Genomic DNA, 16,729 nt, shown 5'->3' with positions numbered 1-16,729 from the left:
ATTAAGCATAATTTATACCTTATAATAGGTCGCGATCGCGGGAACGATTTGAGCCATCCTCACTGATGGAAAAATACCTGTCGTAAAAAATCTATATCCTTTCTAGTCGCAATCAAACCAGGAGGAGGCACTTTCAAAAGCAGCGGATATCCTACAAGTAAGCAGACTAGGCGAAAGATTGTCGAAATGAATAGCGACCAGCCCGCACCTTCTAATCCGTAGATGGGAATGAGTATGAGCAGAAGGGGTACAGTCACCAATACGCTGATTGCTTCTACAACCGTCAGCGCTCCCGGTCTACCTACAGCCATAAAAGTTTGAGCCAAAACCCAGGCTGCACCTCCAATCGTAATTTCTGCGCTGAGAATGCGAAAAACACCAACAGCCTCAACAAATTTGTCGCCGTAAAGCAATTGAATCAAAAACGGAATTGGGATTGCAACCGCCAGAGCAACGACTGTAGTGACAGCCGTACTGACACGAACTGCTCGTCCGGTTAAAGCCACCACCTCTTCAATCGGACGTGCGGCAATTTTGGGTAGCAAGACGGTAATCGTCGAGCTGTGAAATAAACCCAGCATTCGAGAGACACTCAGAGCTAGCGTATACAAACCCATCGAAGCAGGAGATAGCATAGTCACTACTAATGCTTGATCGATCTTCTCGGCTAGAGTTCCTAGTAAGTTCATGCCATAAGCACGAATGCCGTAACTAACTAACAATTGATAGGCACTGCCTAACCCTTTCCAACGGGGGCGAAAGCGCTGCCATAAATATCTCCACATCCAGAGAAATAAAGGCAACCCAGGTACGCTGTAGGCTAGAGCGGCAGTCAAAGGAGTTAGCTGCTCGGTCAATGCCAACACGCCCAAAATAGCTAGAGTAAATAATGGTTGTAGGGAACGAAGTTGGTTGACAAAGGTAAATTCTTGGTTTGCTTCTAGGATTGAGAAAAAAATTTCTGTCAAAAGGACGATCGGAGCTAAGATCATGTACCATTGGGCAAAGCGAATCACATCTGCCGAGTACTGTGGTAAGAACCGTGGCATGAATGCGACACCGATCGTCATAGCAAATAAACCCAGTACCACGCTCAATCCGAGAGCTGCTGAAAAAAGTTCCGATTTTTTCTCTGGATGACGTTTGAAGTTGTATTGTATGGCAGCTGGTAAACCCAACATTAAGAGGTAAGCTAAAAACTGGGGCCAAAGGGCGATCGCATTATATTCACCTCTTCCTTGCGGCTCCAAAGCTCTAGATGTAATAATTCCAGTCCCCATGTTGGCGGCTAGTATGAGTATCCTTGCCATTACTGTCTGCAAAGTTGCAGCAGTAGAGCTACGTCCGTTCAAAACCCACTGAACTCGACTTCTGATTGCTTTCATTCACCAAACTCCCAACCCATCAGTACTCGATACTCGATCTGGGTTTATGGCTTGCTGTTGAAGCGATCTATATTGCTGCTCAGAATAGGATTTTCCCATCCTAGCTGGTTCAATCCATCCGAATGTATCTATTCTCATATTGCTATTAGAGCTTGGTCGATCGCTGTGCTAGCTGCTAGCTGGTAGCTAACAGATCGAAATTGTAGATGAACTGAAGATTCAGTTATGTATTTTCTGACAACACCTAAATCAAAAACTGCTAAACAAACAATCATTGATGCTTAGTGCTTGTACTCCACTCATACCGAGTGCAGTTTTTCTATGCTGCGTTCGGACTGTGGTTCTTGGTGTCGCGTTTCTAAAAGTTGCTTTTTGTCAAGTGCTTTTTTGTCTAAACTCAGCCTTACCACTTGCTCCAAAGTCAGATAGCGTCGTTCGACAATCCCGATCTCTCCTCGCAAAGCATTGAATAGCTTCGGCAGTCTATCGAAATGATATTTACGCAGCCATCGATCCAAATCTTCGAGTTGAAAGCGCCCGTAACGCTCCAGCAGACTTTTTGACTCGTGCTGTGCGTCGTTTTCTCGTAGTCTAGAATTGGCTGTTGCGATTAATTGAAATTTGTATAGTCTGAATAGCTTACCTTGCTGGCTCACATACCACTGCCGATCGCAGGTGAATGGGTTTGGCGATCGCCAGCAGGATATGCAGAGCAATGCGAGTAGTGCAGGACTGAGCAATAAAATTAACAGAGCCGCGATCGCTCGGTCGAGCAGCTCCTGCAATTTCCCACCCATCAGATTTTGTCGCTTTGCTCTTCTCAGTTGCAGTGGTAAGCGCAGAAATGCTGTTTTGTTTGCTTGAGCGCACGCCTCAGTCCATAGTTCGATCTCTACCTCCCCAAGATTAGGATTGAGGCATACTCCCTTTAATGATGACAGCTTTAAACGGTCTACCAACCATTCCTGAGTGTCAAGCCCAGAGAGATACATTTTTCTTGTTGTTGACGCTAAATTTACAACTAGATATTGTTGTCGCCACCTCAGTTTATAGCGCAAAATTTGATTAGTTTGGCGCTCTCGCTCGATAGTAGAGCTATTAGGCATAATTCCAGCTTTAGATGTTGACATGTAACGGCTATAGTGTTTCAATTCCCCAAGCAGGGATGAGATCCAGAATTAAATGCAAATTGGAATCTCTAATAGAGATATTTATTTGCTTACAGGCGAACTGACTTACAAATCAATCTGTCCAAGTATTTTCAAGAGTATGACCTCAACTTGTGTAAAATGGCGATTAAAAAGTTTTAGATTTGTATGTCTTAAATAAGATGACACGTTGGACTTACGTGATTTCGGAAATGACTGAGCAAATTTATACTTATGTTATGCAAAATCCCCTAAAACCACCACGATATTAGCCAGCTTTCACTGTTTCTTTACAGTCAATACTCGAACTATATAAAACTTTTATAAAAAATATATAAAGCCTACGCAGTACCACTAATCCTTTCGATTAGCAAGTACTAACTTTCCTAGAACAGGACTTAAAAATTTGAGGTTGAATAATTGGCACATTATCTTAACAAGACTTGGCGCACTTGTAATACGATCTTCTGCCAATCAAAATGAGTTGCAGCATACTGCCGACAAGCATCTCTAGAAGGTAACGAGCTTGGGTCGGTCAGTAATTCCGCTAATCTCCGAGCGATCGCAGTTGCCTCGCTTGTATCAGCAATTAATTTTGGTGAAAACGGAGCTAAAATTTCTGGCATTCCACCTATAGGAGTACATAACACGGGAGTACCGCAAGCAAGAGATTCTAAAACTGTTAAACCAAAACCTTCCAATGATTGGCTGGGCATGACACAAAGATCTGCTGCTTGGTAAGCGATCGGTAATTGCTCGTCTGGTAAAAAACCTAGAAATTTTACGTGTTCTTGCAGTTCCATCTCTGCGACTTGTTGTTCTAAAACTGGTTTGAGCGGTCCTTTACCAGCTATAGCCAACCAGACATCAGGAATTTTTGGCTTGATTTGTGCCAGGGCTAGCAGTAACTTGTCTAAACCCATGCGGTGAACCAAGCGACGGGGCGCGAATAGAATCAATCGGTCTGAAGGAAAGTTTAAATGAGTCCGAGCTTGTTGCCGCGATAAGTTGGGCTGGAAGCGTTGTAAGTCAACCCCACCTGGAATGATATTAATTTTGTGCCACGGAACTTGATATGTTTGATGCAAAATATCGCCAAAGGCACGGCTGAGAACGATGAAGCGATCGCAACGACGATAAACCGTTTTTTCTACCAAGTGCTGTTTTAGCAACACGCTCAGTTGACTGCTACCTTCCTGAGCGCTTTCTAATGCCCAAGGACCGTGGAAAGTGAAGGTTATTGGTACACCCTTCGGCAAACTCTGCAACAATGGCAAACTGTATAGAGCAAAATTCAGGTTAATTGCGTCCGGCTTCTGCAATTGCCGCTCGGCAAAGTTACAACGAGTTGACCATAATCGCTGCCAGAGGGGAAGGTCGGGTGCAGCTAAATTGACTAACTCTACTGCTGAGTTATCGAGTATTGGCAAACCCAGACCATATAAGGTAACGCGATCGCCTGCCGCAGCTAGATGATGCGTTAGTTCGTATACGTAGCGGTCTAGTCCTCCTGGCACGTACGGAAACCATCCCATACCAACGCAGTCAATACGTGCAGGTGTAGCTACAGAGTTATCTTGTTTTGGCAAACGATCTGATATCATCTAAGCCCATGACCAAATTAACAATTAATATTACGCTCTAGCGAGAGCCTTTACCTCTGCTGCCGTCACATTTCGGCACTTACAAGCTAGTGTGGCGCAATCCAACCTAGCATGAGAAAAACTTAGCATTGTATCAACCAAAGCTAATGAGTCATTTGCATATCATGTTTCTTGAGAGAGCGAGTTGCTTACGGGCGCACCAAGCTTCGGAATTGGCGATCGCGTCAAGCAAGTCAGCATTCATAGTCAATCTCAGCCTCTCAATCGGTATAAAGTCGGTATAAGCGGATTATACAGATGTGATTGCCCATCTCTTTAGCGCAAAATTCTCAGTTATAATCCCATTCTCCTTCGCAATATAGCAGATGCCTGAAATAAAATCGAAGAATTTCTCTATATTCTCCAAAGTGGCTCTGCTCAAAACAATTGCTCCTGAGAAGAACAAGAATATTTATCACTTACTATGACAGATGCTTTAGAAAGCACCAGCATTAGCTACACAACCATAAATCGATTACGAATCGCTCACCAATTGTAATTGTATGACAATCCGTTTACCTCTTCACAAAGTCGTAGTTTTTCTCGGTGAGATAGGGTGCATCTAGAGTCTAGCTATTTTGCCCTTGAGATTTTTGCGATCGCGATGAGCATGAGTTATGTCAGTTATACAAACTCTATAACTATCCTCACTTCAAAAATCGTACGCTTATGCGGTCTAAAATGACAACCTAGATCGCTGGGAAATTTTCGATTTATTGAGAATCATTTGCTATTCTGTTGCAGCTCGACTTCCTCTATTCAGTTATGCCTATTTCGATTTCAAGAAGCGACACCAAAAATAGTACTAATCGATTGTCTTTTTTTTATAATCTATCCTTTTTGAGACACTTGCCTCAACGAAAAATCTTGGATTGACTGCTAAACTCATGTAAGTTGTCACTCAAGAAATAGCGATAAGCTAATTTTACCCAACCTAATTAAACTATTATTTCACTTACTCAAAAGCTAGTTGAGATAAATTAAATAGCAGTTTCCAATTAATTTAAATCTTTAAATTTTCCAAAAACATCAATAATTTCTGTTATTACCCTACGATATTCTTGAGAATACTTCTCTCGTGTATGATTTGCTCTCACAAATTCCCACGATCGCCGTGCCATTGCCTTTAAGTCTGCTGGAGGTAGGCTAGAGATTTTCTGAATCTCTTTTTTAATCTCTGCTATGGAAGCTTCTTTTAAAATAACTCCATAATCATTTCTGACATCTACACTAGCTTCGTAAGTCACAATTGGGATTAAACCAGCGTGCATACAGGTAATTACACAACCGCCGCCACCTTCAGAACATGAAGGATAAATAATGCCAAGACAAGAATTAGCAATTTTTACAAAGTCAGAACTACTAACATCAATCCACCCATAAGTATGAATGTTAGGAGTATGATAAAGTTCTCTATAAAAGGCTTTTTCAAAATCTAGTTCTTTGCTGATTGGACCGCAGATAGTTAAGTGGTAATCTGGCATTTCTGCAAAAGCTTCTAAAACTAGATCTAACCCTTTATGAACTGCTCCATTACTACCAAACCATAAAAAACGCTGGCAACAAGTAGCAAAATCTTTCTCTTCGGGAAATGGATAAATTTCAGTTGTAGAAATTGGCACGCGATATATCGATTTGCGAGCATATTTAAAGGTATTAATAGTAAATTCATTTCCTAAAACGATCGCGCAGTCTGCGTATTCAACTCCTTTATTCGGTAGCTCAAACCTGTTATTGCGTAAAGTTACACCTCTTCTTTGCTGTAAAGCATATAATCGATTACACTCCGCTGCGTTGTGAAATACAATATGAGCTGTATCAGCGTACAAAACTCTGATACAATCCCGATCGAGCAGTGGAGCTAATCTTTCTAGATTGTGCCGACTATCGATCGCGATAGAATATTTTTTTTTGGGTATGAATAAATTGTTAAATAAGGTAATAACGTCAACGCAATAACCTAAATCTAACAAGATTCTCACCATCTCCACAGTTTCCCAATGATGGGTGTGCTTATTGCAAACTGCTTCAGTAGATTTGGCAAGAAATGGATCGAGGTTATATGAAATTAGCGCGTTTCCTTTGGCAATGCCTTCTGGCTTAAAAGAAGCAACTTTAAGACGATTAATTCGACCTTTAATTTTGCCAACAATAAAATTGAAGTAGTGACCCAGACGATGCAAAAAGTTAGCAATCATAGTTGTTCTATTGCTATCTATATTTAGAATATTCATATATCTGAACTCTGTTTTTACCTAAAAACAGAGTTATTATTTTAGTTTACTGCGAACATTCAGGCTACTATTTTAGTTTACCGCGAACATTATCTGTTCTTAATAACTTGTAACTGTAAAGTCGAAATGACTTTATTGTTTGAAAAATAATTCGTATGGCGAAAAAAATCGTCGTAAGAAACCACGACTGAGACCGGGAATCTGCGATTGATAAGTTTCTATAGCTTGATGTTTTCGATCGCGAACGGAATTAATCGTTAGTCGATAAGCGCCGTCGAGATCTCTCCCTTGAAGTTGAAATGACAGAGGATTTTGCCAGAAGATCCAAATGGGATATTGTAGTAGCTCTACCTGCATTCCAGACTGGGCGATCGCAGTACGGACTAGATCGTAAGTTGCTTCGTGATCGGCGTGAAAATCTTTGCGATGAGGAACGTACACTTCGCCTGGCGTAGTTTTTTGTAACAATTGAACGATCTGCTCGACTAAGTTTTGGCGCAATTCACTGGTCAAGCTAGCCAAAGTACCGTCGATTTGGTCGAGAAAAATAATCTCTGAATCAGCCACACCAAGAGCATCAAGCGCAGTCTGAGCTTCTTTTTTACGCAAGCTGATAACTTCTGCCGTTTCCATCCGATCGAGGAAACCATAGCGCCCGTCAGTCATAAACACGACTTTCACTGGGACTCCCTGCTGCCGTTTGAGGGCGATCGCGCCACCACAGCCTAAAGTTTCATCATCTTGGTGAGGAGCAAAAACGATCGCCGATTTCTGGCTGAGCGCTAGAGGTTTGCTTTTGCCCGCTACAATCCATAAAAATAATAAATAAGAAGTTAGATTTCTTAAATGTAAACCTATAATAACTTTCAGCCTGTTAATAATTTCTTGTACTCTTTTTTTACTCGTCATATTTTTTACTAACCATATTTATCAATCGCTTGTTTCAAACTCAGAATTACAGCTTGCACTCGCTGTAACTAATGAAGACTGAAGCAATTGGCATAAATTTTTCATTGGACAATTTAGTGCAGAAGCATAAAACTACAAGCGCTTTAAGTGCGCTCGGCTTTTGACTGCTGACGAAACCAATCAACTGTAGAAACTAAGCCTGTTTCTAGAGAAATTTTCGGCTGCCAGTCTAATTTATCTGAAGTCAAGGTTATGTTTGCTACTCGCACTTTTTCTACTGGTCGGTCGGGTAAAGCACCAAACAAAGGTTTTATTTGTGGGTTAATTATTTGCGTCAGTTGTTCTACGAGCGAACGAATAGAAACTAAATTGCCCGAACCCAGATCGAAGATAGATCCTTCAACTCCAGCTACTCTTGCTGCCGCTAGCATACCGTCAATCACATCATCAACGTAGATCCAGTCAACTTCTCGCGTACCACTGGCTAGTTTGGGAGCTTCGCCTTGGAGTAGAGATAGGGTCACGGAAGGAATAATTTTATGAATGGGTTGCCTGGGTCCGTAGGTCATAAACGGGCGCACGAGAACTACAGGTGTTTGGTAGAGATGGTGAAACATCCGGCTGTAAGCAACACTAGCCCACTTAGCAGCAGAATAGGGTGAAATTGGGGCAATTTCACCCTGTTTTGGTTCTGGTTCCTCTAATGAACCGAGCGTGACTATGCGATCGCACTGCATTTGAGTCGCAACTGTCAAGATATTGACAGTACTCACTACTAAGCTGTGAAATGTGGGCAACACCAACTCTAAACCAGCAACACCAGTAATCAGCCCAGATAAATGAAAGACTATCTGGGGCTGAATTGTCTGAAATAGGTTTTGCACGACTTCTAAATCTTCCACATTGCCTTGCCACCAATGCAGTAATTCACGATCTGTCGTGCGTTCTGTGCGAGAAATCGCATGAACTTCCGCACCATTTTGACATAGGCGATCGCACAAATGAGAACCCAAAAATCCACTCGCACCCGTGACTAAAATTTTCTTTCCCGATAATTCCGCCAGCGCATCACTCATTTTAACTTCAACTATTTGGGCAATAGATTCATCTTCTTTGTCATAGTCTAGATCGCAGTCAGATTGACTCATCTATATATAGATGTATTTTATGAAAATTCTTTATGCTTTCATACCTGGTTCTGGCTTAGCTTTCAACAGCTCGCAGTCCGCTAGAGCGTCTGCTGCTTGCTTGATGACATCAAAACTGAGTTGCGATCGCTCGGCTATGTCTAATAAACTATATTCGCCATCAGATAAGTTGAGAACCCATAACAAAGCTAGCTCGTTCACTTGCTCTTCTGCATGACCGCCTACAGCTCTGTACAGTCCTCTTTTACCCAGGCGTGGTTCGCATTTAGGATTTTGATTTAAGTAAGTGCGATTATTTTCTAATACGTGCAAAATTGACAAGAATTTGGCGAACGAGTCACCTAAATACTCGGGTTGCACGAAGCTCAAATTATCTGCGGAAGTATGATACTCAGAATACTGACCGTGGGAGGATCGCATGAAACAACCTACTGGCAAATTAAACCCGGGAGAACAATATTGCCGTTCGTCGTAACCGTAGGGAAAAAAGTCAATAACTTGATATTCCGAGCCAGAGTGTTGCATGACGTGGATTGCAGCTCGATCTATCTGGGTGTCACCCCGGCGACTTCTTTTATAAGTATATTTTCCTGCGTCACCTACACCAGTAACAACTAAACCGTGAGCAATTTTATTGACATTTTGCTCGTTTAAAGCTAACCAGGTCACGGAACCAATCGTACCTGGAATAAACAGAAATCTATAGGAGTATCTTCGTTGTTGAATTTGACTGAGGTGTTTGGCTAACAATGTAGCTAACGATATACCGGACAGATTATCGTTACATAATGATGGATGGCAGGTATGGCAGGAAATTAAAATTTCTTCTCGCGTTTCGCCTGGTAAATAATATTCGCCATAGGTCAAATATCCAGGTTCTAGACTCGACTCAATACAAATTTCGTATTCTTCCTCTTCCAGCGATAAAAATTGTGTGTGACTTAAGCAAAAACCCCAAGTTTCTTTATAGTATGAAGTTCGATATGGAATGCGATCGGGATATTCTGGGAGCGTATGTAGATGTCCTTTTAATTTAGATAAGTTGACAGTTTTACGTACGGGAACGCTATAGTTCACGACGTGCAAATTGCATTCCTGAAAATCTACAATCTTCTCACCTCTTGAGTTTTTGATATATGCATCTTTAATATTCCATTCTTTTGGTATCGTCCAGTCAAAGACTTCCGTACCTGTAGGAATTTCTGCTATTTCTAGAGGAATGTGTTCTTGAATATTTTTTAGGGTTTCTCGGACTCCATTGCCTGTAATACTACGACAAATTGGATATAACCGAGAGATCATTTGATAAATTTGCCGCCCTATATCGTTTGAGTTGAGAGATTTCCTTAAAGAAGATAAATTATGAATGCTCGGACTAACTTGAACCATAATTTTACTCCTACAACAAGTTTGTTACTAATTTTATATATGTATTCAAAATTATTTTAACAGGTTCTGCGAATCAGAACTATTTTCGACCAAAATGTAGAAGATTAATCGAAATCGGATGATTCGATCTATTTTAGAGACTTAAGATATTTATATGAGATCTAAGAATCAAATTGAACGAATAATACGTGAGGAGCTTTTCATCAATTTCAAACGCTACATTTCCTCAGATGTTAAGTAGCGTATGGCTCGCTGTAAATCTGCTGGAGTACCGATATCTAAGTACGGTTGGCGATCGCAGATTTCTGCTTCTACTTGCAAACCAGCATCAATTGCTGCTTGAAAAACATCTCCAATCGGAACTTCGCGGGGTGGAGAAGAATTATTCTGTCGCTCTATTTCTAACTTAGCAACAAATTGATGGAGAAACTCTGTAAAACTTGGTTTCCAGACGGCAGCACACCAACTGTATTGCAATTCACTTTGGGCGGGTTTTTCAATAATCTGCCTTACCCGTCCTCGATCGCCGAAGTCAACCATACCACCTTTATGCGGCTGCTCAAGCGGTAGCAAGTTGATTGCTACATCTACATTGCCAGCATAAAGCCTTGTCAGCAAACGCTTGTAGGTATCATCTGGTTGAAAGAGAATATCGGGAAACCCCATCGCGATCGCTGCATCTTTAACAAAAGGATACGCGCGATCGAGGGTATATGGCACGCCAAAGGGTAAACCTACTACCAGATAGCCTAAGTCCAAACCTACAATTTCGCCGTCGCCAAAATAGGCAGGAATATCCCATTTTCCAGGGCGTAGGAGAAAGAAAGCCTTCCGAATCCCTGCCGTTTGCATCTTTTCCAGCAAGTAATGAGATACAACTTTGGGACGCACACTACCATCTGCTTGAGAGCGAAAGCCAATCGGATACAATTCCTTGCTACAAGGCAAGGGAGAAATGCGCGTTGCTTGTCCCCCTGCTGGTAACAGTCCGATGACTTCCTGCTGTGGATTATAGTTATAAGTTGCCATTTACAGTTATCAGGTGCCAGTTATCAGTTGTCAGCGTCCCCTTGCCTCTTAACCAACTACCAAATACCAACTACCAATTGTCAGTACTCACTACTCACGACTCACTTCCAACAGGATGACTATTTAATTAAAACCGTTTCTAGCAAATCCCATTCCAGATCTTTGCGAGAAATTTCGCTGACTGGTAGCTGCCACTGAATATCCAAAATCGGATCGTTGTAGCGCAACCCCCGCTCGTATCCAGGCGTATAAGACTTATTCATCTGGTACGCTATCTCTGTATTATCGTCAAGAGTTTGATAGCCATGAGCGAACATTTCTGGAATATATAGCGCCCTATGATTATCGGCAGTCAACTCCACACAGATATGAGATAAGTATGTGGGAGAATCAGGGCGCAAATCGACAATACAATCGTAGATTGCTCCTTGAGTACAGCGAACTAACTTTGCCTCTGTTGCTGGAGCCGCTTGGTAATGCATTCCTCGCAACGTACCTTTTTTATGATTGAAGGCAATGCTGCACTGGACGTTAGTAATTTCTAAGCCAAGCGCAGCAAATTCGCGATCGCAAAAAGTCCGCGCAAAAAAACCCCGACTATCCTCTTTTGGCTCTATGTCAATGATGTACGCTCCTTGGAGCGCCGTTTCAGTAAAAAGCATAGGCTTGATAGTGGCATTAGCTAGCTATAGTAGACAAAACCTGTTGCTGAAGCGCTGGATAAACTCGTACTTCTGGAATCGGCACGACAAACTGTCCACCCCATTCAGCAATGTATGCCATCTGGGTCATAATCTCTTCTTTCAAATTCCAGGGTAAAATCAACACGTAATCGGGCTGTGTTTCGCGGATTTTATCGGGATGTAGAATTGGAATATGAGTTCCAGGTAGAAATAAACCTTGTTTGTAAGGACTGCGATCTACGGTATAGTCGATGAAGTCTTTGCCCACACCGCAGTAATTTAGTAGGGTATTGCCTTTAGCTGGCGCACCGTAGGCAGCGATTCTCTTTCCTTGAGATTTAGCTTCAATCAGAAATTTTAGCAGCTTACGCTTAGTTGCTTTGACTTGTTCGCCAAATGTCAAGTAAGTTTCAATATCTTCCAACCCAGCAGCCGCTTCTTTTGCTTTCAGTTGCTTGACGCGGTTGCTAACTGCTGGTTCCACTGTATCGCTATGCTTGCCGTAAATTCGTAAAGAACCGCCATGCGTTGAAAGTTCTTCGACATCAAACAACGTTAAACCGTGCGCGGCAAACATCTTCTCTACTGTAATGAAGGAGTAGTAAGAAAAATGTTCGTGATAAATCGTGTCAAACTGATTTTGCTGCATTAGTTGCAGTAAGTGAGGAAATTCCATTGTCAAGATGCCATTTAGCTTCAAGACAATTTTCATGCCACCGATAAAATCATTCACATCGGGAACGTGAGCTAGAACGTTATTTCCCAACAATAGGTCTGCCGATTTTCCTTCTGCTACCATTTCTTTAGCCGTATTTACGCCAAAGAATTTTACCCAAGTTGGAATTCCTTTTTCAGCAGCTGCTTTAGCAGTGTTTGCAGCTGGTTCTACTCCTAGTACTGGAATGCCTTTTTGATGAAAATATTGCAGCAAGTAACCGTCGTTGCTAGCAATTTCAACCACTTGGCTAGCTGCGTTAAATTTGAATCTTTCTACCATCAACTCAGTATAAGCTTTGGCATGTCTGAGCCAGCTTTCGGAGTAAGAAGAAAAATAAGCATAGTCACCGTCACCAAAAATGTGTTCGGGAGATTCAAATTCCTCTAACTGTACCAGAAGACAGCGATCGCAGACGTATGTGTGGAGTGGATAAAATTTCTCAGCACGGTTTAAGTGTTCTAAAGTTAAATTATCATTTGCTATAGGTGACATACCTAAATCTGCAAAAGTATATCGCAGTTCGTTACCACAAAAACGACACTTTTTACTCACTATCCGATCTCTCCTACGATTCAGAGCTAAATTACAAAATAAATTCCACTCAAAGAGTGGAAACTGAAGTTTGAGCAAACAGAATTATTTTGGTTGATTCCAAAAGAAATCTCGATCCAACTGTCCTGTTTCCAATAGATACTCCAATTGCTTCAAGCGAGTAAACCCTCTGGAAGTAAATACATCAGCAGTCATTTGAATTCCACTAAACAACTCAAATAACTGTTTTGCTCCCCGCCGTGCATCCCACTCACACTTAAACCCTGGTAAGGTAGAGTTAATCTTCTCAAAACTGACTCGGTAACTGCGATTATCCGATCCACTGTCCCCGAAACTCACCTGACAGCCAGGAAAAGCTTCAGCTACAATTTCGGCAATTTCTCGTACTTGATAATTGTGCGCCGTATCCCCGACGTTAAAGATTTGATTGTGAACGATGTCCCGTGGCGCTTCTAGGGTACAAATAATTGCTTTGCATATATCTAGTGCGTGTACTAAAGGTCGCCAAGGCGTACCGTCACTCGTCATTTTGATTTCCTTTGTCGTCCATGCCAATCCAGATAAGTTGTTCAGAACGATATCAAAGCGCATCCGTGGCGAAGCACCAAATGCTGTAGCATTTCTCATGAATGTAGGCGAGAAGCTATCATCTGCCATTGCCGTTAAATCCCGCTCTACCAAAGCTTTACACTCGGCATAGGCAGTTTGCGGATTCACAGGAGAAGCCTCTGTCACATCTCCCTCGGTGGCAACACCGTAGACGCTGCAAGAGGACATGTACACGAAACGACGAATACCAGCAGCTTTGGCTAAATTTGCTAACCGTACTGAACCTTTGTGGTTAATGTCATAAGTAATATTGGGGGCGAGTTGTCCGGTAGGATCGTTGGACAATTCTGCCATATGAACGATCGCCTCTACACCCTGCAAATCTTCTGTAGTGATGTGACGAATATCTTTATTTAAGGTTTGAGCCGTCGTCTCAGTCCCGTTGTACAACCAGCCAACTTTGTAGAATCCGGTGTCTACTCCTAGAACTTCATGTCCCCGTTTGATTAATAGTGGTGGTAGTAAACAGCCTAAATATCCTTCTGTACCTGTAACTAATACTTTCATTTATAATTATTCTTCCTATACTTTGACTGTGTTTGCCTGGGAGGGGGATTGGGAAATTGCGGCAACAATTGCCTTACCAATCTCTAGTGAAGAGGTAGCAGCTGGGGAAGGGGCATTACAAACGTGCATGGCATTTTTTCCTGGCACGAGTAAAAAGTCATCCACCAAACTACCATCAGCTTTGAGTGCTTGCGCTCTCACTCCCGCGTGAGTTGGCACGACATCTTGTTCTCGTACCTCTGGAATCAATTGTTGTAGACTCCTGACAAAGGCAGCTTTGCTCCAAGAACGAACGATCTCTTTAATTCCTTCATCGGCGTGTTTGGCAGCTAATTTCCAAAAGGCTGGATAGGTTAGCACTTCTGCCAAATCCTTGAAGTCAAAATCTGTTTTGTGATAGCCTTCGCGCTTGAAACTCAAGACGGCATTAGGTCCAGCGTGAACGCTGCCATCAATCATGCGGGTAAAATGTACGCCCAAGAAGGGGAAAGCCGGATTGGGTACGGGGTAGATCAAGCCTTTGACTAAGTAGCGTTTTTCTGGTATGAGTTCGTAGTACTCGCCCCGAAAAGGTACGATTTTGGCTTGGGGATCGACTCCGCTCTTTTTGGCAATGCGATCGCTCTGCAGCCCGGCACAATTGATCGTAAACTTTGTCTCAAAGCTACCAGAGTTAGTGTCTAGCACTGTCCTGTTGCTCGTATGTCGGATTCGTTCTACCTTAGTACCGAGCTTTAATTCTCCACCCTGAGCTTGAATTATTTCGACATACTTCTGCGCAACCTTTTTGTAGTCCACGATTCCGGTTGTAGGGACGTGGATTCCTGCCAAACAGCTGACATGCGGTTCGTATTCCGCAACTTCTGCCACACTCAACTTTCTCACGCCCAAGCCATTAGCTATACCTCTTTCATAAAGATTATCTAGTAATGGCAGTTGTGCGGTAGTCGTGGCAATAATGACTTTGCCGCAAACTTCATGAGGAATATCGTGCTGCTGACAGAACTTTACCATCGAGCGACTGCCTTCTCGACAGAATCTAGCTTTGAAGCTACCTGGCTTGTAGTAAATGCCCGAGTGGATAACGCCGCTGTTATTCCCAGTTTGATGAGATGCCCAATCGTTTTCTTTTTCTAAGACTAGAATTTTGGCAGCGGGATAGCAATCGCCTAGCGTCATGGCTGTAGCCAACCCTACTATCCCACCACCAACGATCGCGAAATCATACGTAAGATTATTATTCATGCGATTGAAGTGACTAATATTACACTTGTCAAAGCGAGTTTAATGCTCGATGGTCAATCGTTCACCTAAGAGTTGAGACATCAACCCGCCCCTACTTAACTTTTGACGTACCTACCATACCTTCCAAGGAGCGTTGCCACTATTCCAAAGTTCTTCAAGCAGGTGTTTGTCTCGCAGCGTATCCATCGGTTGCCAAAAACCAGGGTGCTTGTAGGCTGATAGCTCGTCCATCTGCGCCAGTTTTTGTAATGGTTCTTGTTCCCAAACTGTATTATCATCTTCAATCAAGTCAATCGTTTCTGGTTCTAGAACAAAGAAACCACTATTGACCCATGCTCCATCGCCATCTGGTTTTTCTCGAAAGCTAGTAATCTTGGTCTGATCTCCTTCCAGATGAATTGCACCAAAGCGTCCCGGTGGTTGGCTGGCGGTTAGAGTTGCTAAAGTATTTTGCTCTTTGTGAAATTTGACTATCTCTTTGATATTTACGCTACTCACGCCGTCGCCGTAGGTGAAGCAGAAAGTTTCATTACCAATATGTTCTCTAACGCGCTTGAGTCTTCCACCAGTCATGGTTTTATCACCCGTATCTACTAGAGTGACTCGCCAAGGCTCGGCATAACCACAGTGAACGTTCATTTGATTAAAACGCATGTCAAACGTTACGTCTGACATATGCAAAAAATAGTTGGCAAAGTATTCCTTGATTAAGTATCCTTTGTAACCGCAACAGATAATAAAATCATTAATACCAGAGGCAGAGTAAATTTTCATAATGTGCCACAAGATCGGTCTGCCACCAATCTCCACCATCGGCTTTGGTCTGACGGTGGTTTCCTCACTCAGACGAGTCCCAAGCCCTCCAGCCAGTATGACTGCTTTCATGCAAGCACCTCAAAACTTTGCAGGTTTCCTCTTGTCTTTCCAATCGATTGCTTTGTCACTGTTTTGCTAATTTTATAAACAAGTATAAATTAACCATCTGCGTAACAATAGTAGTATGCAGATTGCTTATATAGTGTAAAGACACAGTAAATATACTTTATGGTATATAAAAACTTAGTAAAGAAGTTGTCGAACCAAAGCTAAGTTTGTAAACTTTCTGACCTTGTAAATAGCACGATTGGAAGTGTTTAATTCGACGCTCCAGACTTGCGGGTGCGGCTAAATAGCGTCGAACCCTCACTCATGCTGTTTCTCAAGCTTCTGCTGTCATGCGATCGCAGCCACAAAAGCACTCTCCTCATAGCTCTACTCACACCCTACCTGAATAGTTGTTCGATCGCAACTCTGTTGCTGCTCCTTCATTTTTGAGCAGCGGTTTGAGACGCGATCGCCAACTTGCAACTTTAACTGAGACTAGTACGAGTTCGATCGGCAAATTACAAAAAAACTCCTCTTTGCGAGCTTCTATTACTAGATAAATACCTTTTATGCAGCTAAAAAGCCATTGATAACACGTACGTGATGCTATTTCAGCTTGATAAATTCAGTATTCATACGGTTACTTGCTACTTTGAGCTAATGTCA

Annotated in this window: 14 protein-coding genes; all 14 read right to left on the bottom strand. The window is 42.3% G+C overall.

Going from position 1 to position 16,729, the window contains the following annotated elements:
- Positions 1-59: 59 nt before the first annotated feature.
- Positions 60-1,385, bottom strand: a complete 1,326-nt coding sequence (locus H6G17_RS13575) for an oligosaccharide flippase family protein (RefSeq protein WP_192157932.1) — start codon at positions 1,383-1,385, stop codon at positions 60-62.
- Positions 1,386-1,684: 299 nt separating this feature from the next.
- On the bottom strand, positions 1,685-2,515 hold the full coding sequence (gene hepC / locus H6G17_RS13570; RefSeq protein ID WP_192157930.1) for a heterocyst development glycosyltransferase HepC: 831 nt from the start codon (positions 2,513-2,515) through the stop codon (positions 1,685-1,687).
- Positions 2,516-2,961: 446 nt separating this feature from the next.
- Positions 2,962-4,137, bottom strand: coding sequence for a glycosyltransferase family 4 protein (locus H6G17_RS13565; RefSeq protein WP_192157928.1), 1,176 nt, complete (start codon positions 4,135-4,137; stop codon positions 2,962-2,964).
- 1,037 nt (positions 4,138-5,174) lie between these two features.
- Positions 5,175-6,410, bottom strand: coding sequence for a glycosyltransferase (locus tag H6G17_RS13560; RefSeq protein WP_199316705.1), 1,236 nt, complete (start codon positions 6,408-6,410; stop codon positions 5,175-5,177).
- Between the two features lie 132 nt (positions 6,411-6,542).
- Positions 6,543-7,319, bottom strand: a complete 777-nt coding sequence (locus H6G17_RS13555; RefSeq protein ID WP_192157926.1) for a PIG-L family deacetylase — start codon at positions 7,317-7,319, stop codon at positions 6,543-6,545.
- A 143-nt stretch (positions 7,320-7,462) separates the two neighbouring features.
- Entirely contained in the window at positions 7,463-8,467 is a 1,005-nt protein-coding gene (locus H6G17_RS13550) for an SDR family NAD(P)-dependent oxidoreductase (RefSeq protein ID WP_192157924.1), read from the bottom strand.
- A gap of 30 nt (positions 8,468-8,497) precedes the next feature.
- Complete coding sequence (locus H6G17_RS13545; RefSeq protein ID WP_192157922.1) at positions 8,498-9,856, bottom strand: DUF4910 domain-containing protein; 1,359 nt, start codon at positions 9,854-9,856, stop codon at positions 8,498-8,500.
- Between the two features lie 216 nt (positions 9,857-10,072).
- Positions 10,073-10,885, bottom strand: coding sequence for a sugar phosphate nucleotidyltransferase (locus tag H6G17_RS13540; RefSeq protein WP_192157920.1), 813 nt, complete (start codon positions 10,883-10,885; stop codon positions 10,073-10,075).
- A 119-nt stretch (positions 10,886-11,004) separates the two neighbouring features.
- A complete protein-coding gene (gene rfbC / locus H6G17_RS13535) occupies positions 11,005-11,547 on the bottom strand; it encodes a dTDP-4-dehydrorhamnose 3,5-epimerase (RefSeq protein ID WP_192157918.1) in 543 nt (180 codons plus the stop codon).
- 16 nt (positions 11,548-11,563) lie between these two features.
- A complete protein-coding gene (locus H6G17_RS13530; RefSeq protein WP_192157916.1) occupies positions 11,564-12,838 on the bottom strand; it encodes a methyltransferase domain-containing protein in 1,275 nt (424 codons plus the stop codon).
- Positions 12,839-12,922: 84 nt separating this feature from the next.
- A complete protein-coding gene (locus tag H6G17_RS13525) occupies positions 12,923-13,954 on the bottom strand; it encodes an SDR family oxidoreductase (RefSeq protein ID WP_192157914.1) in 1,032 nt (343 codons plus the stop codon).
- A 15-nt stretch (positions 13,955-13,969) separates the two neighbouring features.
- Positions 13,970-15,199 carry an L-2-hydroxyglutarate oxidase gene (gene lhgO / locus H6G17_RS13520; protein ID WP_192157912.1) on the bottom strand — a complete coding sequence of 410 codons (1,230 nt, stop codon included), beginning with the start codon at positions 15,197-15,199 and terminating at the stop codon, positions 13,970-13,972.
- A gap of 111 nt (positions 15,200-15,310) precedes the next feature.
- On the bottom strand, positions 15,311-16,084 hold the full coding sequence (gene rfbF / locus H6G17_RS13515; protein ID WP_192157910.1) for a glucose-1-phosphate cytidylyltransferase: 774 nt from the start codon (positions 16,082-16,084) through the stop codon (positions 15,311-15,313).
- 370 nt (positions 16,085-16,454) lie between these two features.
- A complete protein-coding gene (locus tag H6G17_RS34100; RefSeq protein WP_277875997.1) occupies positions 16,455-16,580 on the bottom strand; it encodes a hypothetical protein in 126 nt (41 codons plus the stop codon).
- Between the last annotated feature and the right edge of the window lie 149 nt (positions 16,581-16,729).

This window comes from Chroococcidiopsis sp. [FACHB-1243] (assembly GCF_014696895.1).
Lineage (GTDB): Bacteria > Cyanobacteriota > Cyanobacteriia > Cyanobacteriales > Chroococcidiopsidaceae > Chroococcidiopsis.
Note: the sequence above shows the minus strand (reverse complement) of the source record. Positions and strands in the feature narration are given on the sequence as shown.